This window comes from Acidovorax sp. Leaf73 (genome assembly GCF_916855635.1).
Lineage (GTDB): Bacteria > Pseudomonadota > Gammaproteobacteria > Burkholderiales > Burkholderiaceae_C > Acidovorax > Acidovorax facilis.
The window spans coordinates 388379-410886 of sequence record NZ_CAKASI010000001.1; the positions used below are offsets into that span (position 1 = coordinate 388379).

The 22508-nt window shown below is 61.5% G+C and carries 19 protein-coding genes and 3 tRNA genes; 8 read left to right on the plus strand and 14 right to left on the minus strand.

Annotated features, from left to right (window positions below; all coding sequences use genetic code 11):
• The first annotated feature begins 175 nt into the window (after positions 1–175).
• From LPA35_RS01910 to LPA35_RS01935, 6 genes are all read left to right on the plus strand, one after another.
• Positions 176–448, plus strand: a complete 273-nt coding sequence (locus tag LPA35_RS01910) for an HU family DNA-binding protein (RefSeq protein WP_008906675.1) — start codon at positions 176–178, stop codon at positions 446–448.
• Positions 449–463: 15 nt separating this feature from the next.
• A tRNA-Val gene (locus LPA35_RS01915) sits at positions 464–539 on the plus strand.
• A gap of 60 nt (positions 540–599) precedes the next feature.
• Positions 600–2531 (plus strand): SurA N-terminal domain-containing protein, encoded by a 1932-nt coding sequence (locus LPA35_RS01920; RefSeq protein ID WP_228894694.1) that lies wholly within the window; start codon positions 600–602, stop codon positions 2529–2531.
• Positions 2532–2579: 48 nt separating this feature from the next.
• Positions 2580–2655 (plus strand) — tRNA-His (locus LPA35_RS01925).
• A 192-nt stretch (positions 2656–2847) separates the two neighbouring features.
• Positions 2848–3051, plus strand: a complete 204-nt coding sequence (locus tag LPA35_RS01930; RefSeq protein WP_010460906.1) for a hypothetical protein — start codon at positions 2848–2850, stop codon at positions 3049–3051.
• Positions 3052–3429: 378 nt separating this feature from the next.
• A complete protein-coding gene (locus LPA35_RS01935; protein ID WP_228894698.1) occupies positions 3430–4113 on the plus strand; it encodes an IPTL-CTERM sorting domain-containing protein in 684 nt (227 codons plus the stop codon).
• A gap of 312 nt (positions 4114–4425) precedes the next feature.
• Here LPA35_RS01935 and LPA35_RS01940 read toward each other — a convergent pair whose 3' ends face one another.
• The 10 genes from LPA35_RS01940 to LPA35_RS01985 form a co-directional block, all read right to left on the minus strand.
• Complete coding sequence (locus tag LPA35_RS01940; protein ID WP_228894699.1) at positions 4426–4704, minus strand: hypothetical protein; 279 nt, start codon at positions 4702–4704, stop codon at positions 4426–4428.
• Positions 4705–5038: 334 nt separating this feature from the next.
• Positions 5039–5623, minus strand: a complete 585-nt coding sequence (locus tag LPA35_RS01945; protein WP_228894702.1) for a DUF3251 domain-containing protein — start codon at positions 5621–5623, stop codon at positions 5039–5041.
• Between the two features lie 502 nt (positions 5624–6125).
• Complete coding sequence (locus LPA35_RS01950) at positions 6126–6818, minus strand: hypothetical protein (protein WP_228894703.1); 693 nt, start codon at positions 6816–6818, stop codon at positions 6126–6128.
• On the minus strand, positions 6815–7105 hold the full coding sequence (locus LPA35_RS01955; RefSeq protein ID WP_228894705.1) for a hypothetical protein: 291 nt from the start codon (positions 7103–7105) through the stop codon (positions 6815–6817). Before LPA35_RS01955 ends, LPA35_RS01950 begins: the two co-directional genes overlap by 4 nt.
• Before the next feature lie 191 nt (positions 7106–7296).
• Positions 7297–9438, minus strand: a complete 2142-nt coding sequence (locus tag LPA35_RS01960) for a DUF3987 domain-containing protein (protein ID WP_228894706.1) — start codon at positions 9436–9438, stop codon at positions 7297–7299.
• A 259-nt stretch (positions 9439–9697) separates the two neighbouring features.
• Complete coding sequence (locus LPA35_RS01965; RefSeq protein WP_228894708.1) at positions 9698–9991, minus strand: helix-turn-helix domain-containing protein; 294 nt, start codon at positions 9989–9991, stop codon at positions 9698–9700.
• 11 nt (positions 9992–10002) lie between these two features.
• A complete protein-coding gene (locus LPA35_RS01970) occupies positions 10003–10245 on the minus strand; it encodes an AlpA family transcriptional regulator (protein ID WP_228894715.1) in 243 nt (80 codons plus the stop codon).
• Positions 10246–10328: 83 nt separating this feature from the next.
• Positions 10329–11177, minus strand: coding sequence for a translation initiation factor IF-2 N-terminal domain-containing protein (locus LPA35_RS01975; protein ID WP_228894716.1), 849 nt, complete (start codon positions 11175–11177; stop codon positions 10329–10331).
• 95 nt (positions 11178–11272) lie between these two features.
• Positions 11273–12517: an integrase arm-type DNA-binding domain-containing protein gene (locus LPA35_RS01980; RefSeq protein ID WP_228894718.1), complete on the minus strand. Its 1245-nt coding sequence runs from the start codon at positions 12515–12517 to the stop codon at positions 11273–11275.
• A gap of 175 nt (positions 12518–12692) precedes the next feature.
• A tRNA-Arg gene (locus LPA35_RS01985) sits at positions 12693–12769 on the minus strand.
• Positions 12770–12976: 207 nt separating this feature from the next.
• On the opposite strand from LPA35_RS01985, the gene ybaL reads away from it, so the two are divergent.
• Complete coding sequence (gene ybaL / locus LPA35_RS01990; protein WP_228894721.1) at positions 12977–14731, plus strand: YbaL family putative K(+) efflux transporter; 1755 nt, start codon at positions 12977–12979, stop codon at positions 14729–14731.
• 211 nt (positions 14732–14942) lie between these two features.
• On the opposite strand, the gene LPA35_RS01995 is transcribed toward ybaL, so the two are convergent.
• The 4 genes from LPA35_RS01995 to LPA35_RS02010 form a co-directional block, all read right to left on the minus strand.
• A complete protein-coding gene (locus LPA35_RS01995) occupies positions 14943–16817 on the minus strand; it encodes a M14 family zinc carboxypeptidase (RefSeq protein WP_370641327.1) in 1875 nt (624 codons plus the stop codon).
• Between the two features lie 132 nt (positions 16818–16949).
• Entirely contained in the window at positions 16950–18065 is a 1116-nt protein-coding gene (locus tag LPA35_RS02000) for an endonuclease/exonuclease/phosphatase family protein (RefSeq protein WP_228894722.1), read from the minus strand.
• Between the two features lie 33 nt (positions 18066–18098).
• Positions 18099–18830: a nucleoside-diphosphate sugar epimerase gene (locus LPA35_RS02005; RefSeq protein WP_228894724.1), complete on the minus strand. Its 732-nt coding sequence runs from the start codon at positions 18828–18830 to the stop codon at positions 18099–18101.
• Entirely contained in the window at positions 18748–20577 is a 1830-nt protein-coding gene (locus LPA35_RS02010; protein WP_121419699.1) for a DEAD/DEAH box helicase, read from the minus strand. Before LPA35_RS02010 ends, LPA35_RS02005 begins: the two co-directional genes overlap by 83 nt.
• Before the next feature lie 243 nt (positions 20578–20820).
• Here LPA35_RS02010 and ettA point away from each other — a divergent pair, with 243 nt between their 5' ends.
• A complete protein-coding gene (ettA, locus tag LPA35_RS02015) occupies positions 20821–22482 on the plus strand; it encodes an energy-dependent translational throttle protein EttA (RefSeq protein ID WP_055400762.1) in 1662 nt (553 codons plus the stop codon).
• Positions 22483–22508 lie beyond the last annotated feature (26 nt).

Sequence of the window (22508 nt, forward strand, 5' to 3'; positions counted from 1 at the left end):
AGCGTGTTGTATTGACACCCGGAAACTCGATGGCTTTAATCTGATGCAGCAGCCACTGCTGTGTATGCCAGTCATTCCCCCGTCTGTTTTCAACCAGCCTCCGGCTGCGCTTTCGGACGTGTGAAGACCAGATATCCGCGAGACATTCCATCAACTCTTTTCCGAGAGGCTTCTTGTGAACAAAACCGAACTGATTGAGCACATCGCTACCAACGCCGACATCTCCAAGGCCGCCGCTGCTCGTGCCCTGGAATCCACGATCGAGGCCGTCAAGAAGACCCTGAAGAAGGGCGGCACCGTTTCGCTCGTCGGTTTCGGTACCTTTGCGGTCGGCAAACGCGCTGCTCGCACGGGCCGCAATCCCCGTACCGGCGCTACGATTAAAATCAAAGCTGCTAAAGTTCCAAAGTTCCGTCCTGGCAAGGCATTGAAAGATGCCTTGAACTGAGGATCAGTTTAGGTGGGGTCCTTAGCTCAGTTGGTAGAGCGGCTCCTTTACACGGAGTAGGTCGGCGGTTCGAGACCGTCAGGACCCACCACCACCGAACAAAGGCGAACGCAAGTTCGCCTTTTGTTTTTTGCCTTCTGAAAGATCGACCATGTTTGAATCCATCCGCAAGCACTCCAAGATCGTGATGATCTTATTGTTCTTGCTGATCATTCCATCGTTTGTGCTGGTAGGCATTGACAGCAACTACTTCTCTGAAAAGAGCCCAGTGGTGGCGCGCGTCGATGGCGACAAGATCAACCAGACTGACTGGGACAATGCCCATCGCATGGAGACCGACCGCATGCGTGCGCAGTCTCCCTCGGTCGATCCCAAGCTTCTTGACTCTCCCCAGGCCCGCTACGCCACGCTCGAGCGCCTGGTGCGCGACCGCGTGCTGGCAGCTGCCGCCAAGGAAATGCACCTGGTGACGAGTGATTCGCGGCTGGCACGCAGCCTGCAAGAGATTCCCGCCATTGCAGGGCTCAAGCGCGCTGACGGTACGCTGGACGCAGAAGCCTATCGGGCCCTGGTGGGTACGCAAGGTTTGACGCCGGAAGGCTTCGAGGCCAATGTCCGCCGCGATCTGTCGATCAACCAGGTCATTGGTGGTGTGATGGGTACCGCCTTCAGTACCAATGCCCAGGTCAAGCTCGCGCTGGACCCGCTCTATGAGCAGCGAGAAATCCAGGTGGTGCGCTTCAAGTCTGCAGATTTCTCTGCCAAGGTTGCTCCCACGGATGCAGATCTGGAGTCCTACTACAAGGCAAATCCTGCAAAGTTCCTTCAGATGGAGCAGGCTTCGGTGGAGTATGTGGTTCTGGACCTCGACAGCGTGCGTTCCGGTATCACCCTCAATGAGGACGACTTGCGCACCTACTACAAGGAAAACGTTGCGCGCATGGCTGGCAAGGAAGAGCGTCGCGCCAGCCACATTCTGATCAATGCCTCCAAGGACGCATCGTCTGCCGACCGTGAGAAGGCCAAGGCACGTGCGACGGAACTGCTGGCCCAGGTGCGCAAGGCGCCAGCCACGTTTGCGGATGTGGCCAAGAAGGCCTCGGACGACAAAGGATCGGCCACCGCAGGTGGCGATCTGAATTTCTTCGGACGGGGCGCCATGGTCAAGCCGTTTGAAGACGCGGCCTTTGCCCTCAAGAAGGGTGAAATCAGCGATTTGGTGGAAACCGACTTCGGTTACCACATCATCCAGCTGACCGACATCAAGGCACCCCGCCAGCCTTCCTTTGAAGAACTGCGCCCCACCATGGAAGCCGAACTCAAGCAGCAGCAGGCGCAGCGCAAGTTTGCCGAGGTGGCGGAGTCATTCACGAACAGCGTGTATGAACAGGCAGACAGCCTCAAGCCGGTGGCAGACAAGCTCAAGCTCAAGGTGCAGACCGCGTCTGGCCTCACCCGCACGCCAGCTCCTGGCGCGCTGGGACCACTGGCCAACCCCAAGTTCCTGGAAGCACTCTTCTCTTCGGATTCGGTGCAGAACAAACGCAATACCGAGGCCGTGGAAGTAGGCCCCAACCAACTGGCTGCTGGCCGTGTGGTGCAGTACACCCCCGCCAAAACCCTGCCGCTGGAAGAAGTGCGAGCCCGCGTGCGCGAACTGTATGTGGGGCAGAAAGCCTCTGAATTTGCGCGCAAGGATGGCGAAGCCAAGCTGGCTGCGTGGAAAGCGGCCCCGGCAACCGCCAGCGGCCTCGGTGCCCCCATCCAGATTTCGCGTGAGCAGGTCCAGAACCTGCCCCGTCCTCTGATTGATGCAGCGTTGCACGCGCCGACAGCCGACGCTCTCCCAGCCTGGGTTGGTGTGGACCTGGGGAGCGAGGGTTATGCTGTGGTCAAGGTGAACCGTGTGGTGCCTCGGCCGCCTCCAGAGGGCCAGCGCGCGCAACAGGAGCGGCAGCAATATATGCAGTGGTGGGCTTCGGCGGAAGGCCAGGCGTACTACGAGATGCTCAAGAAGCGTTTCAAGGCAGAGATCAAAGCGCCGCGACCCTCGGCCACTTTGCAGGCCGCTGCAGAAAATTAAGCAAATTGGTCTTGGGGCTCAAATCCCAGGCTATAATACAAAGCTACGGTGGCTGTAGCTCAGTTGGTAGAGTCCAGGATTGTGATTCCTGTTGTCGTGGGTTCGAGCCCCATCAGCCACCCCAAATCAGAAAAAGCGCCGCAACAAATGTTGCGGCGTTTTTTTGTTTTGGGCCTCCAGCATGTGAGGGGCAGTCCGCAGCCATTACTTCTGCCCACTCTTCGAACAGTCTTTCTTGGCGGGATTTGGGTAGTGCTGGGATGGAGCGCGTCGTATGCAGCGCATACTGCGTCTTTAGCTTTTTCTGGAGTCTTCCATGAGCCTTGTGATCCGCGACGCGTCGCCCAGCGAAAAACGTGGCAACGCCATGTCAGCAGCCCTTGCCAAGGAGCAGCTGGAGTACGCGGTCCAGATCGTTCGGGAGGTTTTGCCTCAGAGTGCGAGCGATGGCGCGCTCATTGGCGCAGTGGTCCAGGCCATTGCCATGAACTACGCTGCGGTCCCGCAGCCAAACCGATAGTGCTCCGAATGTTTTGATGGAAGGGAGTGTCCCTTCAGGCATCAGTGCATGAAATGTCCGTGCCGAAGTAGAACTGAGCCACCGCGCCGCTTGAATCGTGAGCCAGGGGTGGAAGCCGACGCTGTGATGGTCGGCTGTGAACCGCATTCCACGCTGTGGCTGTGCGGTCTCCTGATCCATTGAACGCTGATGATCCTGACGCTGGAATCGACAAGATAGAACCCGGGAACTACCGGGCCCAAGTATTTGACGGCCGTGAGGAGCTGGGTGAGTTTGGAGCCCCGGGAGGACATAGGCAAATTCACCAGCTTGGCGCCTTGCATCGCCCTTCGGGAGCTGGAGGGGCCGACCTTTTCACCACCCCAAAACCGACCTTACATGGGCCGTGCCCGCAACTTTGGCTTAGGCTGGATCAAAGACATCCTCTACACTTCAAATGATACGTATTCTTATGAAGGGATGGAGATGAATTTGCGAGACGTTGGCGTGGGCTTGATTTTCTTCCTGGGAGCGAACCTAGCTCAGGCCGTCTACACGATCAACATCAATCAGGTGGGGCCTGATGTCGTGATGAGTGGCTCAGGCTCGATAAACACCAGTTCTTTCTCCTCCGTGGGCCTCATTGGACCGTGTCTTCTTGGCGATGGATTCATCGGTACAAATGCCCTCTGCATTGGCTCAGACACAAACGGAGATTGGTATCCTGGGGCGCTGTCGCCTGGCATTTCGCTGCCTTCTATAGTGCCGACCGCTGGGTCAAGCTCTTCGGGGCCCAACGTGTTCCTCCTGGGAACTGAACTGTACCTACCGGAAAACTATGTTTCTGCGTCTCCGATCGTCAATCAAACGACTTTTGCAGGTACGACGTTGGCAGCGATTGGCCTCAACGTGGGGACTCAAACGTTGTTCGTGCCATCTGGCGACGAGATCATCATCAATGTGGGGCTAGCGCCACCCGCCGCTCCAGCTAGCATTCCCACGCTCGGTGAGTACGCCTTACTTGGACTGTCGTCATTGCTAGCTATTCTGGGCATGGTAGCTATGCGGCGTCAGCGGGGCTAAGGGACGTCCGCAATCGGAAGAAATCTGGTCCTGGGCGACAGGCCCACAGGATCTGCACCTTCATCCTCAATTTCGCCAACGTAGTCCGGCCCTGATTGGGGGAGCTGGGGCTGCGGGGGGATAGTCGGCGTCTCGGTACTGGGCGGCAGGTCGCCCGGGGGAAGGGGATAGGTCTCGGGGACCTTGTGGGCTGGGTGTTCGTTCGGGTCGGTGGCCATGGCGAGCTCCTTGTGGAAAGAGTCCATTGGGACACTCGCCTGTGTCGGCCGTCGTAGGAGGTCATCCATATAGAACGACCGTCCAGAGCTGGCTTCAGGCGTTAGCTAGTTGGTCAAAGTCGGCCAGCGGCATCTCGGTGCCATCGTGGGCCACAAGAACGCCAGCAGTGGCATCCGATACCTCTATCGGGCTGCCATTGAATTTGCCTTGCTCTGGCTTCACGCCATTCATTGGCACGCAGCCATAGAGGCGGCACAGAAGCAGATCGTCGGCCTGGGCCCTGGTCAGGACCAGCTTCTGCGGTTGCGCTGTACCGTGTGCGCGCCAGTGCGCGCGGAATGCATTTGTCGCGCGGCGGTGGGTGTCTGCCATGCCTGGGCGGCAGGGTGGGAGGTCTACGATGTTCTGGGCGGCCATGCCTGCGATTTTGTCAGGATGGCGGAGCATCAATCGAAAATTCCTCCCCGATTCTTCCCTGGCGCAATGCAGAAAAGGTGTTTTTCAGAGGGGATGGGCCCGGAGGAGTTCACATAGTGCCTCGAAACCCGCATAAATACTGGGTTTCATGTTTTCGATTTAGAAAAGTACCGTCAAAAGTACCGTCATTTGTGAAAGTGACCCCCTGTGGCACGCTCCCCGCACGCTGGCCCGGCCAATCGTTTGATTGTTTTCAATCGGGAGCTTTTTTTCTACGTGTAAGACCCCGCTATCTGCCTCGCATTCGAATGGCGCGGTGGCTGACTTCACGAACGCGGACAAAGCCCAGGGCAGCGGGTGGAACGCCTTCCAAGACGATTTCGGTGCTGTTCCAGTTGCCGGGCAGCAGAGACTCAGTAGCGGAAAACTCCTTCGACTTAGCTTCGCTGTTGTTCGGTTTTCCCGTTGCATCTACTGGACCCCAATCAATTGTGGCTTTCAGGCCGTCAACTGTCGCACTTGTAAGGTTGCCAAATTGCAAGGTTACTTTGCTTCCGTTGGCGTAAGCAGCCACGTTCGATAGGCCTACGGTGAGATTGCCGAGATCCATACGAACCACAGAATACCCGGCGGAGCCTGGCGTGAGATAAGCGACCCCACCCAAATCTCTAAACAGCTCGTTGATTTCAACTCGCCGCTTCACGTCGGAGAGTTGCGACTCCAGCGCGACGATTCTTGATTCTAGAGTGACGACTTTGGTTTCAAGCGCGACAACGCGGGTGTTGTCCTGGCCGCCAGCGTTGCAGCCAAGTAGCAGCAAGGCGGCGACAAGCGAAATAGGCGCCGAGAGACGATGTGTCTGCAATCTTTGCATGTTTGAATCCCTGCGAAACGAAAGAGTCATGAGTCTGGGTCTAACGAAATTTGTCCCGCAAGTCTTGAGAAATAAGCTGGTCCGTGCTTGATATCCTGAACACTGATTGCTTTTGAAAGTGGCTGGCAGCCTACGTTTGCAAGCGGATGGCTCTTTAGACATGCAAGTATAAAAACTCCTCGGATCCCGGCAAGTACCAACTTGATAGCTGTAGCTTGCCAGCAGGCCGGGACCGGGCACTCCGACAAACGTTTCGGACCGCTAGCAAGCAGGTATTGAATCAACCACAGCTTTGGATGGTGTTGTTCAATGTAGTCTTTGGGCCTATTGCAGTCGGCCACTGTTGCGTTCACCGCGCAACCGATCGGCTGTTGATTACTGGGTCTGCGGTCACGCACCTTTGGACAACTCTTCTTCCAACGAATCGCGCTGCGCCCGCAGGGCCTGGCGCAGCTCTTTGATGGCTCTGCGCATGGCATCGCGCTGGCCGCCGCGATAAGCATTACGCGCCGCCGCCGCCTTTCCTTCGGCGCTTTGTGGGCCGGTGGATTGGCTCCAGGGCTTCCACCGCTGTATAGCCTCGCGCTGGCGTTGTCGTTGCTCCTGCGTCCATGTGCGTGCTGCCATGCCCTGAATCCTCTAATAGTTCGTTCTGCAGTGTTTCTGTTTTTCTCGCGTGCGTGCTGGTGTTTCTTGTTGTCGTTTTGTTGTTGATCTGTTGCGGCCCGTGGGCAATGTTGGCTTGCTTGGCAAAGATCACCGGCGGGTTCTTGATGGCGGCCAGTGTCTCCAGCGTGGCGCGGCATTGGCCCTGGGCCTTGAGTGCCAGCCGCATATAGCGCTCTGTGGCGTCCAGATACTCGCCCATGTTCAGCGCTGCCCGCCGGGCCATCTCGTTAAAGATGGCGTCCAGCGTTGCGGCCTGCGCCGTGAGCGTGGTTTCTGCGTGCTTGAGGTCGCCGCCGTGGGTGGTGTCCACGCGCTTCTTGAGCGTCATCACGCACTCGGTCACGTCCAGCGCACCAAACGTGCCCTTTGCGAACGTGCGTGCAGTCATTGCGTTGGCTGCAACGCTGCCCAGCGCCATTGCCGCGATCTGGGCGGCGTCAGTCTGCGCTGGGTCTTTGTGTAGCTGCAGGGTGTTGGGGTCGGGGTTGCAACTTGGCGCCGCCGGGGCCTGGGCCTTCTTCTTCATCGTGCTTGCTCCTTGAAGCCTGTGCAGTGCTGCAGCATCACCACCAGCCCATGTGCCAGCCCTGCGTCTGCAGCGCGGGTGCCGATGGTCGCCTGCTTCCAGTTGCCGCAGCTCCAGCGGTCCACGCCTTGCAGATGGGCGCACTCCAGGCACAGTCGGCGGTGGTCGTCGTCCCTGTCCCGCATCACCAGCTTGTCGGCCAGCGCTTCGGCATCGTCCAGGGTCAGCCCCTTGTCGGTGAAGCGCGCTAGCCGCTCCGTGAAGGTGTCAATCTCTGCCGCGTTCATCGCAGCGCCATGGGGCCAGCACCAGCGGTCAGGGTCTGCGTTTGCTTCGTTGGCCGGTGGCTGTTGCGGGGTTTTGAAGTTTTCAGAAGCCCCATCGGGGCACGCTACAAAACCTACGAAACCCGGTTCTGTAGGTTTCGTAGCGTCGGCGTTCGGGGTGGGTGCCGATTTCAGGCGCTGTAGCCACTTCATCACGCGCCCCCTTTCACCAGAGCAGGGTGCAATGCATATCGCTCGCTGGGCCTGCCGCCCGTTGTGCCGCTGGGTGTTGCCTCGCGTTCCAGCCAGCCATAGTCGGCCAGCAGGTCTGCGGCCTTGCGCACTGCGTCTGGCGTGCCCAGTCCTGCCCAGTGTTTCACCGCAATCTGTCGGGGCGTGAAGGCATCCGGCAAAGCGCCGTCGCTGTCGGCCAGTTTGCCCGCCTTGATCTTGTCCAGCAGCTGCTTGGCTGCGCTGGTTTCCGGCATCACCGCTGCGGCATACAGGCGTTCGGCATGGGTGCGCAGGTAGTCGGCCCATGCCAATGCGCGCATCAGCTCGCGCCCATGGATCAGGTGTCCACTGTCGGGTGTGTCTACCAGGGCAAAGATCAGCGCCAGGGCGGGAACCAGCTTTCGGTATTTGGCTAGGTGAGACACCAGCGCCGGGTGTAGTTCTTCACCGCGCAGCTCGGTTTCAAAAGGGATCAGCCATTCTTCAAACAATGCCTGTGCATCGGAGGTAAAGCGCCATTCCTGTGCATCGCTGTCGGTGACTGGCTGCAGTTGATTCAGGCGCTCAAACACCGCCCATGCAGCTTGTTTTGCGGGGGTGTCGGGCCACCGATCCACATAGACGAATTCGCGGTTCACATCAGGCCACACCGTCAGCCCAAAGCGCTGCAGCAAGCCGTCATCACCTGCGCCACCCGCCACGGCGTCGCGCACGTAGCTTTGCACCTTGCCGGGCTGGATGCCGCCCAGCATTGCCAGACACACGCGGGGCACAAACGATTCACCGCGCCCGATGCGGTCTACAGCATGGCCTTGGTTGCCGTCATAGCCCGTCAGGTAGAAGCCGCGTGCGCCTTCCTGCCCTTGCTTGTCCATGCTGCAAAGCAGGCCGTGGATTTCATCGCGGTAAACCAGCGTGCCCCACGGGTTCACGGTCAGCAGCTCGGCCAGTTTCTCCACCGTGGCATCGTTCACCACATAGCGCCGCATGGTGGGCTCTGGTGTCATGTTGTCCGCTGGCTGCAGCAGCGCCCGCGCTTTGGCTGGGTCTTTGGCGGCTTGGGCTGCAGCCTGCTTTTCGTTGGCCTTGGCGGCCAGCTCGGCCACCTTGCAATCGAGTTGCCAGGCTTCGTGCGCGGCCTGCCACAGTTCCCGTTCTGTTTTTTCAAGGCGCTGCAGGGGCTTCAATACCTCGCTGAGTGCGGGCGACTTCATCACGCCGGGTCGCCCCACGATGGCGCCCCACAGGTTGGGGGTCACTGCCCAATCGTCGCGGGCCTTGGGCTTGACCACTGCACGCGCGCCGACCAGGCTGGATAGAGCCACCACAGCCCCCACCGCCGTAAAGTCGGGCGGGCACTGCATACGGTCTGCAATGTCTGCCACCCAGCCGCGCAGGGCCTCGGGAAGTAGCTCGGCATCAAACGGCGCCACGGGTGGCAGGCCACTGGGCAGGGGCACGGGGTCAGGCCAGCCGCAGTCGGTGGGTGCGGTCACGGCACTATCAATGCACGCCTTCACCGCGTCCAGCCCGCGCAGTTGGTGCAGGTCGTTAAAGTCCGTCGCCTTCTCTGGGCGGCTGTCGCCAAAGTCAGGTTTTGACAGGTTGCCGCCCACCGCCTGCGCCGCCTCGGCGGCTTTGGTCAGGCCGGGGTTTCCATCGGTGTGCCAGTCATCGTCGGCCGCCACGACGATGCGCAGCGCCGGGTACTTGCCGTGCAGTGCCTGGGCCACGGGCAGCAGGTTGCCTGCGTTGAAAGCCACTGCCACAGCGTGCCCTGTGGCCTCATGGATGCTGGCCCCGGTGGCGAAGCCCTCGCACACCACCAGCACGCCCTGGGGCTTGCCCATGGAGTGATAGCAGCCCGCCACCCGCCCGCCGGGCAGGAATCGCTTATCGCCATCGGGCGCAATAGTCTGCAGGCTGTGCAGGGTGCCATCCACATCACGCAAGGGGATCACCAGCCGCTGCCCATCACACCGGGCGCCGTGGGGCTGTATGCCCTTGTGTGCCAGGTACTCATGCTGCATGGCCGGTGCTGCGGCCTGCCACAGCGCCGCCGCCGTCTGGCGGGCCTGTTGCTGGCGTTGGGCCTGCTCTGCATCGCGCTGCGCCTTCATGGCGTCGATGCGTTGGCGATAGCGCTCCCAATCCGCATCGGAAAGATGCTTCCCTTCGGTTGATTTCCAGTGATGATTTGAGGCTGTTGAGTGGTCCCCGAAAAAGCCCCCCTTCAGATCGTCAAACAGATAGCACCAGCCAGCACGATTTCGCGCGCCTTTTTGGGAACCTGGAAACCGATGCCAACGCCCTGGTTCAATGGTTTCTGGAGGGCTGAGTCCTGCGCTCCGGATGGCCGCGCTGAATTGTTCGATGGAGCTATGCATTGCCGCCCCCCTTGGGTTCCAGCACGTAGAGCCCCACGCGGTGTTTGCCGCCGCCTTCGGTTTCTACCGTCTGCCAGTGTGTGCGGATCACATCACCTGCATGGCGCAGTTGCATCACCCGTGCGCGCGGGTCGTAGCAGTCCAGATAGCGTGAAGCCTCAAACGTGCTGAGTGCAAAGCGGGCCAGCGCTGCCCGGATGCGTGTGCATTGCGCCGTGGTGTCGGTGCCCGGATGCGCGGCCAGAATCTCGGCCAGTGCCTGCCGCTTGGTTGCGTCGGTGTGCATGGTGTGCCCCCTTACGCATTGGCGGTGTGTTGGTTGATCCACGCGCGCACGTCACCCACCTTCCAGGCCGTCACGCGATCAGACAGCCGGTGCGGCTTGGGGAACGTGCCCGCCTTCACCTTGCGCCATAGCGTGGGGGCGCTGAAGGGCAGGGGGGCCGGGCTGTCGGGGCGCTTGGGGCTCTGCACCAGTTGCGCTTCGCGGATGAATGCGCTGTCTGGCAGGGCGTCGAATGTGGGGAGATGGTGTGACACTATTTGCCGTCCTTTGAAATGACGGCTTGACTGTCTCAATTTGCTAGGCCTTGGTCACTGGCGATAAATTCCGCAATTTCTTGTCAGTTGCTCTCTGGCTTCGCTCCTCTGCGGATCATCTCTTCAAGATGATCTATGTAGTCCTCGAATTCAAAATTAGGATGCTGCAGTTCTTCCGGAAATTTTGGTAATAATTCATCAAAATAGCTCGAAGCACCTTCTCGGTTTATAGGTATCCGGCGCATGAGAGATTGCCACTTTCTTTCTCTCTCCCTTGCTTCTAACGTTTCCCCAACCCATTTTTTTTGGGACTCAACCAATCTCATTACGTGACGCTCATCTTTGTGAATTTGCTCGCTTATCCATGCAACCGTCTCTGCATACGATTTGCCTGCATCGCGCATATCCCAATAAGTTTGCGCAACTTCCCGAGATACTTTTTCAGTATCATCGCTCTTTGGGCGTCCGCGCTTCATGTTTGGTAATGTGCCTTCCAAAACTGATTTTGCGACTATTAAATTCACTAGGCGCTGTAGTTCGGATTTTATTGGCTGATCCCAAATAACTTGTTCAGCGAAATAATCAAGTGCTTCCCATGCAGCACCATTCTCATTTTTTGCCACTGCTGCCCATAGTTTTTCGGCTTCTGATAGGGCTGGCCTAACGGTGATGCGTTTCCTCTTTTCTTGAGGTGGTCTATGCAAATTCTGCAGATATCTCAATAGTGCCTGCTTGTCACTTTCTGATATTCGATCGCCTTGTACCTTTTCGATGCCTGCGGCTTTGAGTTGATCCAGGAGGGTTCGTATTGGCTTGCGTAGCTCTATTGCAAAGTCTGCCACTGTCTCGCGTTCTCGTTGGCGCTGACGTTCTTCCTCTGCATTTTTTAAATGGTCGCGGACGGCCTGGATATATTTAGATATTTTCGACATGCGTTCGATCCCATTCTCTTGAATGACGAGCATCCACTTGTGACACTGGCTGTCGCCGAGGTTGATGCAAAGCTAACTAATCGGTCAGTGATGCATCACGCAGCGCCATGCAATGGGATCACGTCAGCCCCCTTGCGTAACTTGTCCAAGTAGTCCGCCCACTCTTTCATCATCCTGCGCCGCTGCTCCATGAATTCCGCCCGGTCGTAGGCTGCCCCCAGCGGCCCCGATTTGCCGTGCGCCAGTTGGGCTTCGATCACGTCCGCAGATATGCCGTGGATGCGCTCAATCATCAGCGTGCGCGCCATCGCCCGGAACCCGTGGGCACTCATCTCGTCGGAGGCAAAGCCCATACGACGAAGGGCTGCATTGATGGTGTTGTCGCTCATTGCCCGCTCGCCCGTGCGCAGGCTGGGGAACACGTAGCGGCCATGGCCGGTGAGGGGCTGCAGCTCTTTCAGGATGGCGATGGCCTGCGGGGCCAGGGGCACAAAGTGCGGCCTGCCGTTGAGCTTCTGCGCCAGCCGCCGCTTCATGTCCTGGGATGGAATGGTCAGCAGGGCCTTGTCGAAGTCGATCCACGCCCATTCCATCTGCCGGATGTTGCCGGGGCGCTGAAAGAGCAGGGCAGACAGTGCCAGCGCCGCCTTGGTCATAGGCTGGCCGGTGTAGCCATCAATGGCCCGCAGCAGCTCGCCCGCCTTGGCAGGTTCCAGCACGGCAGCCATGTGCTTGACCACGATAGGTTTCAATGCGCCGTGCAGGTCAGTCACGGGGCTGCGCTCGCAGCGCCCGGTCTGCACACCGTAACGGAACACCTGCCCAGCGGTCTGGCGCAGGGTGTGGGCGGTTTCGTTGGCGCCGCGCTTCTCTACCTTCCGCAGTGCGTCCAGCAGCACCGGGGCGGTGATGGCGGGCAGGGTCAGCTTGCCGATGTGCGGGAACAGGTCTTTCTCCATGCGCTCGATCCACCGCGCAGCGTAGCGGGGGCTCCAGCCGCTGGCCTGGGTGGCATGGAATTCGCGGGCCACCGCTTCAAAAGTGTTGGCTGCGGCTACGCGGGTTGCCAGCTTCTCGGCCTTCTTGGCTGCGCTGGGGTCGAGTCCTTCGGCCAGGAGTTCGCGGGCGTCGTCACGGCGCTTACGGGCCTTGGCTAGCGAGACTGCGGGGTACACACCTATCGCCAGCGTTTTCTGCTTGCCCAGATGGCGGTAGCTCATGCGCCAATACTTGCCAGCCGGTTTGACGTGAAGGTACAGGCCCTGGCCATCGGCGTGCTTCTCGCCTGTGGCAGAGCCAGACGGCTTGACGTTCTTCACAAAGGTGTCGGTAAGTGCCATGCGTGCCCCTGTTGTTGGTATCTGCACAGTTGGTATGTGGAGATACCGGCAGAAGTACCAACGTTTTGTTGGTATGTCATGGTACGCAGTGAAATGGCCTGAGACAACAAAAAACCCGCAACGCTAGGAAACGTGCGGGTTCTGAGAGGGTGTGAGACTGTGTGAGGGGGTATTTTGGCCTGCCCGGAGGGACTCGAACCCCCGACCTATAGCTTAGAAGGCTATTGCTCTATCCAGTTGAGCTACGGGCAGTAGACAAGCTTTTGGCAGAGAAGCGCCTACTTGCTTGTATTGCAAAACATTTCGCAACTGCGCTGTAGCGCAGACCGCGAATCATACCCTGCGTACGGAGCTGGCCCGAAGACGGCGGCTCCGATGTTGGTAGTAGCAAAAGCCCTGTGGATGCGGGTATAACGAGGTCACCTACCCGCTAACGCATTCCCCCACCCCGCCCGCACCATGCCGCACAGCGTCACGCTCATACACACCATCGCTGCCGCGCTTGGGCTGGCCCTGGCGTTGGGTTTTGTGGCTACGCGGTTGCGGTTGCCAGCGTTGATCGGGTATCTGCTGGCGGGCGTGGTCATCGGGCCGTACACACCTGGTTTTGTGGCAGATGCGGCAATGGCCAGCCAGTTGGCTGAAATCGGCGTGATGCTGTTGATGTTTGGCGTCGGCCTGCATTTCTCGTGGGGTGATCTGCTGGCCGTGCGCAAGATTGCGGTGCCCGGGGCGGTGGTGCAGATGATGGTGGCCACGGCGCTGGGCATGGCTTTGGCCACCTGGTGGGGCTGGGGCTTGGGCGGGGCTTTGGTGTTTGGCTTGGCGCTCTCGGTGGCTAGCACGGTGGTGCTGTTGCGTGCGCTGGAGACCCTGGGCATTCTGGACAGTCACACCGGGCGGATTGCCGTGGGCTGGCTGGTGGTGGAAGACCTGGCCATGGTGCTGGTGCTGGTGTTGCTGCCGCCGCTTGCAGGCTGGCTGGGTGGCAGCACAGGGGGCGAAGGTGCGGCTGCCCAGGGCGTGGATGGCGCGGCGCTGTGGCAGACCTTGGGATGGACGTTGCTGCAGGTTGGAGGGTTTGTTGCGCTGATGCTGCTGGTGGGGCGCCGTCTGTTCCCTTGGGTGCTTTGGCAGGTGGCGCGCACGGGGTCGCGGGAGCTTTTCACGCTGTGTGTGGTGGCCGCTGCGGTGGGGATTGCGTTTGGGTCGGCTGCGCTGTTTGGGGTGTCGTTTGCGCTGGGTGCGTTTTTTGCGGGCATGGTGATGCGCGAGTCGGAATTCAGCCACCGGGCTGCGCAAGAGTCTTTGCCGCTGCGCGACGCTTTTGCCGTGCTGTTTTTTGTCTCGGTGGGTATGTTGTTCGACCCCGCCGTGTTGTGGAGCCGGCCATTGCAGGTGCTGGCGGTGGTGGCAATCATCATGTTGGGCAAGACGCTGGCGGCTGCCGCGCTGGTGCTGGCATTTCGCTACCCGCTCAATACGGCGCTCACCGTTTCGGCGAGCCTGGCCCAGATCGGGGAGTTCTCTTTCATTCTGGTGGCGCTGGGTTCGTCACTGGGGCTGCTGCCGCCCGAGGGAGCCAGCCTGGTGCTGGCGGGGGCGCTGATCTCGATGGCGCTCAATCCGATGCTCTTTCATGCCATTGCCCCGCTGCAGGCCTGGCTGCGTGCCCGTTCGGCATTGGCACGGCGGCTGGAGCAGCGCGACGACCCCCTGGCCGAACTGCCCATGAGCACCGACGCCCGCTATCTCGCGCGGCAGGTGGTGCTGGTGGGATACGGCAGGGTGGGGCGCCGCGTTGCCAATGTGCTGGTGGCCAACGACATCCCGTTTGTGGTTGCCGAGCAGAACCGCGAACTGGTGGAGTCATTGCGGGAGTCCGGCATTGCGGCAGTTTTTGGCGATGCGGTAGACCCTGCGGTGCTCATACAGGCGCACATCGCCCGGGCTGCCATGCTGGTGATTGCAACGCCGGATACCCTGAATGTGCGGCAGATCATCGCCACCGCGCGCACATTGAATCCCCACATCGAAGCGGTGGTGCGCAGTCACAGCGGCGATGAAGCGCGGCGGCTTGCGCAGGAATGCGACAGCACGGTGTTCCTGGCCGACGAGGCGCTGGCTCAGGCCATGGCCCGCCATGTGCTGGAGCGTACCGAAGCACGCCTTGCGCGGCATACCCGCCCTGCATCGCTGCACGGTGGGGCCTGAATTCAATGCATTTTTAGCTGCTAGCGCTTTATGGATAAGCGTTGGTAGCTATTATTTTTATAGTATTTTCTCTGTCGGGGCACTGGTTGCAGACTCCTTTGGGCTGCTTCAGCGTACTACCCCCTGCGCCTTGGCCCGCATTTCTGCCGCCTCGACCCACAAGACCTTGCATTGTTCGTCGGTGGTGGGTTTCAGGCAGGCGCGTTCAAGGCTAGTTGATGTCTTCAAACACCAGGGCAGGGGGTGACATGATGCGCGCGGTATTTCCCAGCTCTTCAATCAGGTGGTTGGCGAAATAGCTGTTCTGCGTGTCGGGCTCCAGGGCGGCCACTGCCAGGTTGGCGCGGGGCTGGTTCAGTGGCACATAGAAGCTGCCCGCAGGCACGTCAATGGCACTGCGCACTGGCGATACCTGCACGCGAACAATGCCCTTGCCGCCAGCGATGGTGCCGATCACGTCCTGCCGGTCGCCGGACTCACGCGCTGTTTCGCGGTAGATATCGGCCAGTGCCGATCCAGATTCGGCCACGCGCATCACCTGCAGGCCGAGCATTTTCAAGCGCTCAACGGCGGCGGTGGAGCCGGCCGACAGCCAGTAGCCGCAGGGGCGGGCGCGGGTTTTGGTGGGGCGCAAGGTGAGGGATGAGTTCCAGTCCACCCGGATGGCGCGGTCTGCACCCGTTTCGGGGTCCAGGAAGTCCAGCTCGCGCTGGGTGGGGGTGGCCGCTGCTTCTACCACCACTTGGTCGCGGCAGGCCTGGGCGCTCACGTCGCGAGCAACGAAGGATCGGACCTGCTCCAGATTGGCCGCCCGCTCGGCGGTGCTGCGCAGCGCACTGGTGATGGCCGTGACCTGAGAATGCACGCGGCGCTGGATGTGCATGCGCCCGATGCCCACACCCCGTGTTTCGATCAGCAGGCTGACGGTGTTCTTCAGGCCGTTCACATTGCGGCCGGTGTCGGGTTGGGTGCCCCCCATGGAGATGCGTTTGTCGTCCGGGTTCGTCGAGGTGGTGTAGTACCAGTCGCTGGTCAGGCCTTGGGCCTTGAGGGCCGCCACCATGGGCTGGTGGTACCACTCTTGCGAGGCCTTGGTCAGAAACTCGGGGTAGTTCGCGGTGGTGGTGTACTGCAGCAGGGCGTCATAACGCTGGATGGCGTTGAATTTCTGCAGGTAGCGGCCCACCACCGTGTATTCATGGGCATCCACCACCAGGATGGGGCGGTAGTCGTTCACCACCTTGGCCAGAGCGCGGGCCTCGGGGGTGTTCAGCAGCAGGTGGTCGCGGTTCATGTCCACGCCATTGGCCGTGACGCGGGTGCCAACGGCGGCGCCATCGGGGTTGGCGCGCGGCACTATCACCACGTTGATGCGGTCCAGCAGGGGTTCCAGCAGGCCGTGGGCCAGTTCACGGCTGATCACGAGCAGCGCCTCGCTGCCTGCGGGCTCGTCGCCGTGCTGCTGGCCGACGAGCACTACGGTGGGCCGCCCGCTGGTGTCCAGGTTGGCGGGTTCTGTGCCCGCAGCGCGGGTCACCAGCAGACCCAGGATGGGTTCACCGCGCTGCGACATGCCCAGGTTGAGCAGCTTGGTGCGCGTGGGCCCACGGGGAGCTGGGTCGGCCAGGGAATGCAGCCACTGGCCCAGCTCCGCGTTGGTGGTGAATGCCCTGCGGTCCGGTCCCAGGCCGGGCGTGCTGTAGGCCATGGGTGGATCAGGGAACCGGGCCGCCACGGCCGCACCGTAGGGGGGCGCCATCGGGCCTTCGTTTTGCACGACCAGCGGCGCGGGTGGTGGCAGCGGGCTGGCGATCGCCCCTTGGCGCGGGGCCTGCGCCTGTGGGGCCTGGCCCAAGGGCGCTGGCACCACCGTACCTGGCTGAACGCGGGGCAAGGGGGCCGGCGCGCTGGTTCGCGTGGCTGGCGCTGATGGCCAGGGTGGCAGCGGGGTGCTGGAGCACGCCGTCAGCAGCAAGGCTGCCAGCAACGCCGAGACCTTCCAGGGCATGCGCTGTGGGCGAGCCGGTGGCGGCAGGGCCGATGACGCTTCTGGTGGGGTGCGGTGAGGGTTGGAGTACATGTTCATGGTGGTATCTGCCTTCTGAGGCCTGACCGGGCGGCTTTGTTACGGCGATGTTACCTGCCCGTCACTGCCATGCCGTGTCAGCGTACATCCCGTTGCAAACCCGGGGTTGACGCGCCAAAGCCCTGTGTGATGTCACAGTTTTGGGGCCGATGGGACTGGATTCGGGGCCAGCGAGGTGCCGGCGGATGTGGGTGGCGCTGGTGAGGGCTCCGTCTGCTGTGCCATCTTCAGCCGCAGCAGTGCGCGCACAAAACCGTGGTCCGATCGGGTCCTGTCACGTCCTTCGTGCAGGTGGTCGTTGAAGTAGTCCACGCGCCGCACGTCGCCCATGCTGTTCCTGCCGTTGTGCACGAACTCCTCGCTCACCAGAATCTGGTCCAGCACGCTGGGCGAGCCTTGGTGGATGTGTGAGTACGCGACATCCTTCTTCAGCGCCGCATCGCCCTGCAGGTCGTAGGCATTGAACAGCGCGACATCGCGTGCCGAGCGGTCGTAGGCGATCTCATTGGTGGCGCAGATGAGCTGTGTGGTGACGCTGTCGGGCGTGTCGTTGAAGTCGCCCAAGACCACCAGCGGCACGCTGGTGCGGTGCAGCAGGTCGATGACCAGGCAGCGCAGCGCCATGGCTTCGGCGCCCCGCATGATCAGCGAGCGCAACGATGCCAGCGCCATCACCTTGCGGTCGTCCCGGTCTTCCGTGGGGTTGCCCTGTGCATCCTGCAGGAACTTGGGCCGCTTGGATTTGAGGTGGGCCGTCAGTACGTTCAGGCTCTGTCCGTGTTTCATGCGCAGTGTTGCAACCAGAGGCGGCCGTTCAAAGCGCGTGTGCAGGCCCAGGCCCGGTATTTCTACCTGGAAGCCCGGGGGAAATTCCGCAAACGACTGCAAGGCATCCACCTTGAGCCGTGTCGCTATGCCTACCCGGGGCGTGCCTTGTGCTCCGGTGCGCGTCGCATCGTTCTCCGCCCCGGGTACCGCCACGAAGTCGTAGCGCAGGCCGCTGCGGCCGAGGGCGCCCTTGAATGCTGCGTCGTCCCACACCTCTTGTACTGCCAGCACGTCGGCATTGAGCATGCGAAACCGGTCGCCCAGCCAGGTGAGCTTGCGATCAAACTCCGTCTGGCTGTAGGGGTCTTGGTTCTCGTAGAACAGGCGGCCAGGATTGGCCAGGTTGAGCACATTGCAGGTGGCCACCATCAAAGTGGCCAGGGGCTGGGGGAAGTCGTTGGGGCGCATAGGCCACAGCATCGCACAGGCAACTGCAGTGGACTGGGGAGGAGGTCAGAAGACCTGCAGCGCGTTGCCTGACAGGACGTGCAGCCCCGAAGGCCGCGTTTGCACGGCATGGACAAGCGCTCGCGCCACATCGGCACCGGGGCGGGCGCGGTAGCTGGCGGGGATGAGCGGGTCCAGCAACTTGAAGGCCTTGATGGACAGGGACTCGGCGGGGCGCGCGGCCTGGCCCAGAGCCCGGCGTTCACCCAGCAGCAAGGATGGGCGCGCGATCACGAGCGTGTCAAAGCCCAGGCTTTTGAGCGCCTGCTCGACCTCGCCTTTGATACGGTTGTAGAAGATGCGGGAATTTGCGTCTGCGCCCATGGCGGTCACTACCCCGCAGCGGGTGGTACCGGCCGCCATCGCTGTGCGCGCGGTGGCAATGACCGCGTCGTGGTCCACCGCGCGAAAAGCCTGCTGGCTGCCGGCCGCTGCGATGGTCGTCCCCAACGTGATGTAGACATCATCTACATGTGGCAGGCCCGGGACCGCGGGCTGGGCGCCCAAGGCCGCAAAATCCACAGCGTGCAGGTGCAGCCGTGGATGCGTGATGTCCGGCATGTGCCGACCAAGGGCATACAGCGCATGCACCTCGGGTGGCAGCGCTTCGCCCGGCGCTGTGCCGGTATGGGCTGTGTTTTTGCCTACCGACGGATCAGCGGCCAAAAGAGCCGCGAGAACCGCCCGGCCCACGAGACCCGTTGCCCCGGCCACCAGAACCACCCGTGCCTCCGCCATAGCCGCCACCTCCACCGTTGTTGCCACGATAGCCACCACCGCCACGGCGACCGCCGCCGCCCAAGCTGTCCACGCTGGTGCGCATGGGATCTGGCTGGCCGCCAGCGCCGCCGCCTGCATGGCTGGAGTTGCGATGGCCTGGGTTGGCATGGCCCATGTGCGTGCCCAGGTGGGCATTCGCGCGTGGGGGTTGCGAGTCGTCGTAGCGATTGCCGCCTTCGTAGCCGCCGCCTCCGCCACCGGCGCTGCCACCGGAGCGGCCGCGTGCAGGTGCCTGGCCGCCAGCGCGTGCGCCGCCGCCCTGGGCGCCACCGCCACCACCGGCACGGCCACCGCGCGGACCATTGCCGCCACCGCCCGCTGCAGCAGGGGCACCACCGGCGCGGCCACCACGGGCACCACCGCCGCCGCCACTGCGGGGGCCGCGGTCACCGCCACCGCCGCCGCCAGCACCCTGGCCGGCCTTGTTGGTGCGGATGCGGTCCATCATTTCGCTGCGGGCTGCCTTGGCGGCTGCCTGCATCACGTCACGGCTCGGGGGCTTGCCTGCACCGCCCCAGATGGTCTGGCGGCCCATGGCGATGGGCTCTGCCTTCTCGCCCGCGTCGGGGCCGAAGCCTTCGATGATCTGGACCGGGATCTGCTGCTTGGTGAAGCGCTCGATGTCCATCATGAAGCCTTCTTCGTCCATGCAGACCAGGCTCACGGCTTCGCCGGTAGCGCCAGCGCGGCCCGTGCGGCCAATCCGGTGCACGTAGTCTTCAGAGACGTTCGGGATTTCGTAGTTGACGACGTGCGGCAGGTCGTCGATGTCAATGCCGCGCGCTGCAATGTCGGTGGCCACCAGAGCGCGGATTTCGCCGCTTTTGAAGCCTGCCAGTGCCTGGGTGCGCGCACTCTGACTCTTGTTGCCGTGCAGGGCCATGGCCTGCACGCCGTTCTTGGTCAGGAACTCGGCCACATTGTTGGCGCCAAACTTGGTGCGGGTGAACACCAGCACCTGGCTCCAGTTGTGCTGCTGGATGATATGCAGCAGCACCTGCTTCTTCTTGCCACGGCCCACGGGGTGAATCACCTGCGAGATGCGCTGCACGGTGGTGTTGCTGGGGGTGACCTGGATGCTCTGAGGGTTCTTGAGCAGGGTGTTGGCCAGGTCGCGGATTTCATCGCTGAAGGTGGCCGAGAACAGCAGGCTTTGCTTGTCCTTGGGCACAAGGGCCAGCACCTTCTTCACGTCGTGGATGAAACCCATGTCCAGCATGCGGTCGGCCTCGTCGAGCACCAGCACCTGCACGGTCGACAGGTCCAGGAAGCCCTGCTGCTGCAGGTCCAGCAGGCGGCCGGGCGTGGCCACCAGAATGTCCACCCCGCGCTTGACGCGGTCGATCTGCGGGTTCATGCCCACACCGCCGAAGACGACGGTGGAGTTGATGTCCAGGTACTTGCCGTATTCGCGCACGGATTCTTCCACCTGGGCGGCGAGTTCGCGGGTGGGCGTCAGCACCAGGGCACGGATGCCCTTGCCACCGAACTTGTTCTTGGGGGCAGCGCTTTGCGAAAGGCGGTGCAGCATGGGCAGGGTAAACGCGGCGGTCTTGCCGGTGCCAGTCTGCGCGCCAGCCAGCAGGTCGTGGCCTGCGAGCACGGCGGGAATGGCCTGGGCCTGAATGGGCGTGGGGGTTTCGTAGCCCGTTTCGTGCACGGCCTTCAGGATGGCAGGAGCCAGGTTCAGTTCGTCAAATGTCATGTCTTTGGATGCGCCCGTCCGGGGCGCTGGGTATCGGCCTGTCGTGCAACCGGGAGGTTGTCGAGCCAGTCTCAAGCCGATGAGGTTCAAGAGTGGGAGCCTGGAAGTTGATGCTTCCTTCGTCCCCAGCAGTGTGCTGATGTGGCGGGCAACTGGAGCCCGCTACGGTGGGTATTGTCGCATGGCCCGATAATCTCGGTTTGCACGCAGAATTTCTGCTCATTTTTGCAGGTTTGACACTCAATGGCCCAATACGTTTTTTCCATGAATCGCGTCGGCAAGATCGTGCCGCCCAAGCGGCAGATCTTGAAAGACATCTCCCTGAGCTTCTTCCCGGGCGCCAAGATTGGCGTATTGGGGACTAACGGTTCGGGTAAGTCCACCCTCCTGAAGATCATGGCGGGCCTTGACAAGGAGATCGAAGGCGAGGCCATCCCCATGGCCGGTCTGAACATCGGCTATCTGCCCCAGGAACCCCAGCTGGACCCGACACAAACCGTGCGGGAGAGCGTGGAAGCCGGCATGGGCAAGGTTTTTGCCGCCAAGGCCCGTCTGGAAGAGGTATACACCGCGTATGGCGCTGAAGATGCCGACTTTGACGCGCTGGCCGCCGAACAGGCCGAGCTGGAAGCCATTATTGCAACGGCGGGTACCGACTCCGAGCACCAATTGGAAATCGCCGCCGATGCGCTGCGCCTGCCACCTTGGGATGCCAACATTGGTGTGCTTTCCGGCGGTGAAAAGCGCCGCGTGGCCCTGTGCCGCCTGCTGCTGTCCAAGCCCGATATGCTGCTGCTCGACGAACCTACCAACCACTTGGACGCCGAATCGGTGGACTGGCTGGAGCAGTTCCTGCAGCGCTACTCCGGCACCGTGGTGGCGATCACCCACGATCGCTACTTCCTGGACAACGCCGCCGAATGGATTCTGGAACTGGACCGTGGGTCCGGCATTCCGTACAAGGGCAATTACTCCGACTGGCTGACCCAGAAGGGCGCCCGTCTGGAAGCCGAACAAAAGGGTGAGGAAGCCCGCGCCAAGGCCCTGAAGAAGGAGCTGGAATGGTCGCGCCAGAACCCCAAGGCCCGCCAGGCCAAGAGCAAGGCCCGTCTGGCCCGCTTTGAGGAACTGAGCGATTACGAATACCAGAAGCGCAACGAAACGAACGAAATCTTCATCCCCGTGGCGGACCGTCTGGGCAGCCAGGTGATCGAGTTCAAGAACGTCACCAAGTCGTTTGGCGACCGCGTGCTGATCGACAACTTGAGCTTCAACATTCCTGCAGGCGCCATCGTCGGCATTATCGGGCCCAACGGCGCCGGTAAGTCCACGCTGTTCAAGCTGATTGCGGGCAAGGAAAAGCCGGACGCGGGGGAGGTCGTTATCGGCTCCACCGTCAAGATGGCCTTTGTGGACCAGCACCGCGATGACTTGTCGAATGACAAGACCGTCTGGGAAGACGTATCGGGCGGGCTCGACATCCTGAACGTGGGCAAATTCCAGATGGCAAGCCGCGCCTACTGTGGCCGGTTCAACTTCAATGGCGGCGACCAGCAAAAGAAGGTTGGCATGCTCTCAGGGGGGGAGCGCGGTCGTTTGCACCTGGCCAAGACCCTGATTGCGGGCGGCAACGTGCTGATGCTGGACGAGCCGTCCAACGATCTGGACGTGGAAACCTTGCGGGCTCTCGAAGACGCGCTTCTGGAATTTGCCGGCACGATGTTGGTAATCAGCCACGATCGCTGGTTCCTGGACCGGATCGCCACCCACATCCTGGCGGCTGAAGGTGACAGCCAGTGGACGTTCTTTGACGGCAATTACCAGGAGTACGAGGCCGACAAGAAGAAGCGCCTGGGTGAAGAAGGGGCAAAACCCAAACGAATGAGGTTCAAAGCCCTCAAATAAGGCGTCAGGTCAAGTAGCATTGCATC

Coding starts and splice junctions, on each gene's coding strand:
- LPA35_RS01920 (WP_228894694.1), top strand. CDS start 600: ATGTTTGAATCCATCCGCAAGCACTCCAAGATCGTGATGATCTTATTG.
- LPA35_RS01930 (WP_010460906.1), top strand. CDS start 2,848: ATGAGCCTTGTGATCCGCGACGCGTCGCCCAGCGAAAAACGTGGCAAC.
- LPA35_RS01935 (WP_228894698.1), top strand. CDS start 3,430: ATGGGCCGTGCCCGCAACTTTGGCTTAGGCTGGATCAAAGACATCCTC.
- LPA35_RS01940 (WP_228894699.1), bottom strand. CDS start 4,704: ATGGCAGACACCCACCGCCGCGCGACAAATGCATTCCGCGCGCACTGG.
- LPA35_RS01945 (WP_228894702.1), bottom strand. CDS start 5,623: ATGCAAAGATTGCAGACACATCGTCTCTCGGCGCCTATTTCGCTTGTC.
- LPA35_RS01950 (WP_228894703.1), bottom strand. CDS start 6,818: ATGAAGAAGAAGGCCCAGGCCCCGGCGGCGCCAAGTTGCAACCCCGAC.
- LPA35_RS01955 (WP_228894705.1), bottom strand. CDS start 7,105: ATGAACGCGGCAGAGATTGACACCTTCACGGAGCGGCTAGCGCGCTTC.
- LPA35_RS01960 (WP_228894706.1), bottom strand. CDS start 9,438: ATGAAGGCGCAGCGCGATGCAGAGCAGGCCCAACGCCAGCAACAGGCC.
- LPA35_RS01965 (WP_228894708.1), bottom strand. CDS start 9,991: ATGCACACCGACGCAACCAAGCGGCAGGCACTGGCCGAGATTCTGGCC.
- LPA35_RS01975 (WP_228894716.1), bottom strand. CDS start 11,177: ATGTCGAAAATATCTAAATATATCCAGGCCGTCCGCGACCATTTAAAA.
- LPA35_RS01980 (WP_228894718.1), bottom strand. CDS start 12,517: ATGGCACTTACCGACACCTTTGTGAAGAACGTCAAGCCGTCTGGCTCT.
- ybaL (WP_228894721.1), top strand. CDS start 12,977: ATGCCGCACAGCGTCACGCTCATACACACCATCGCTGCCGCGCTTGGG.
- LPA35_RS01995 (WP_370641327.1), bottom strand. CDS start 16,817: ATGAACATGTACTCCAACCCTCACCGCACCCCACCAGAAGCGTCATCG.
- LPA35_RS02000 (WP_228894722.1), bottom strand. CDS start 18,065: ATGCTGTGGCCTATGCGCCCCAACGACTTCCCCCAGCCCCTGGCCACT.
- LPA35_RS02005 (WP_228894724.1), bottom strand. CDS start 18,830: ATGGCGGAGGCACGGGTGGTTCTGGTGGCCGGGGCAACGGGTCTCGTG.
- LPA35_RS02010 (WP_121419699.1), bottom strand. CDS start 20,577: ATGACATTTGACGAACTGAACCTGGCTCCTGCCATCCTGAAGGCCGTG.
- ettA (WP_055400762.1), top strand. CDS start 20,821: ATGGCCCAATACGTTTTTTCCATGAATCGCGTCGGCAAGATCGTGCCG.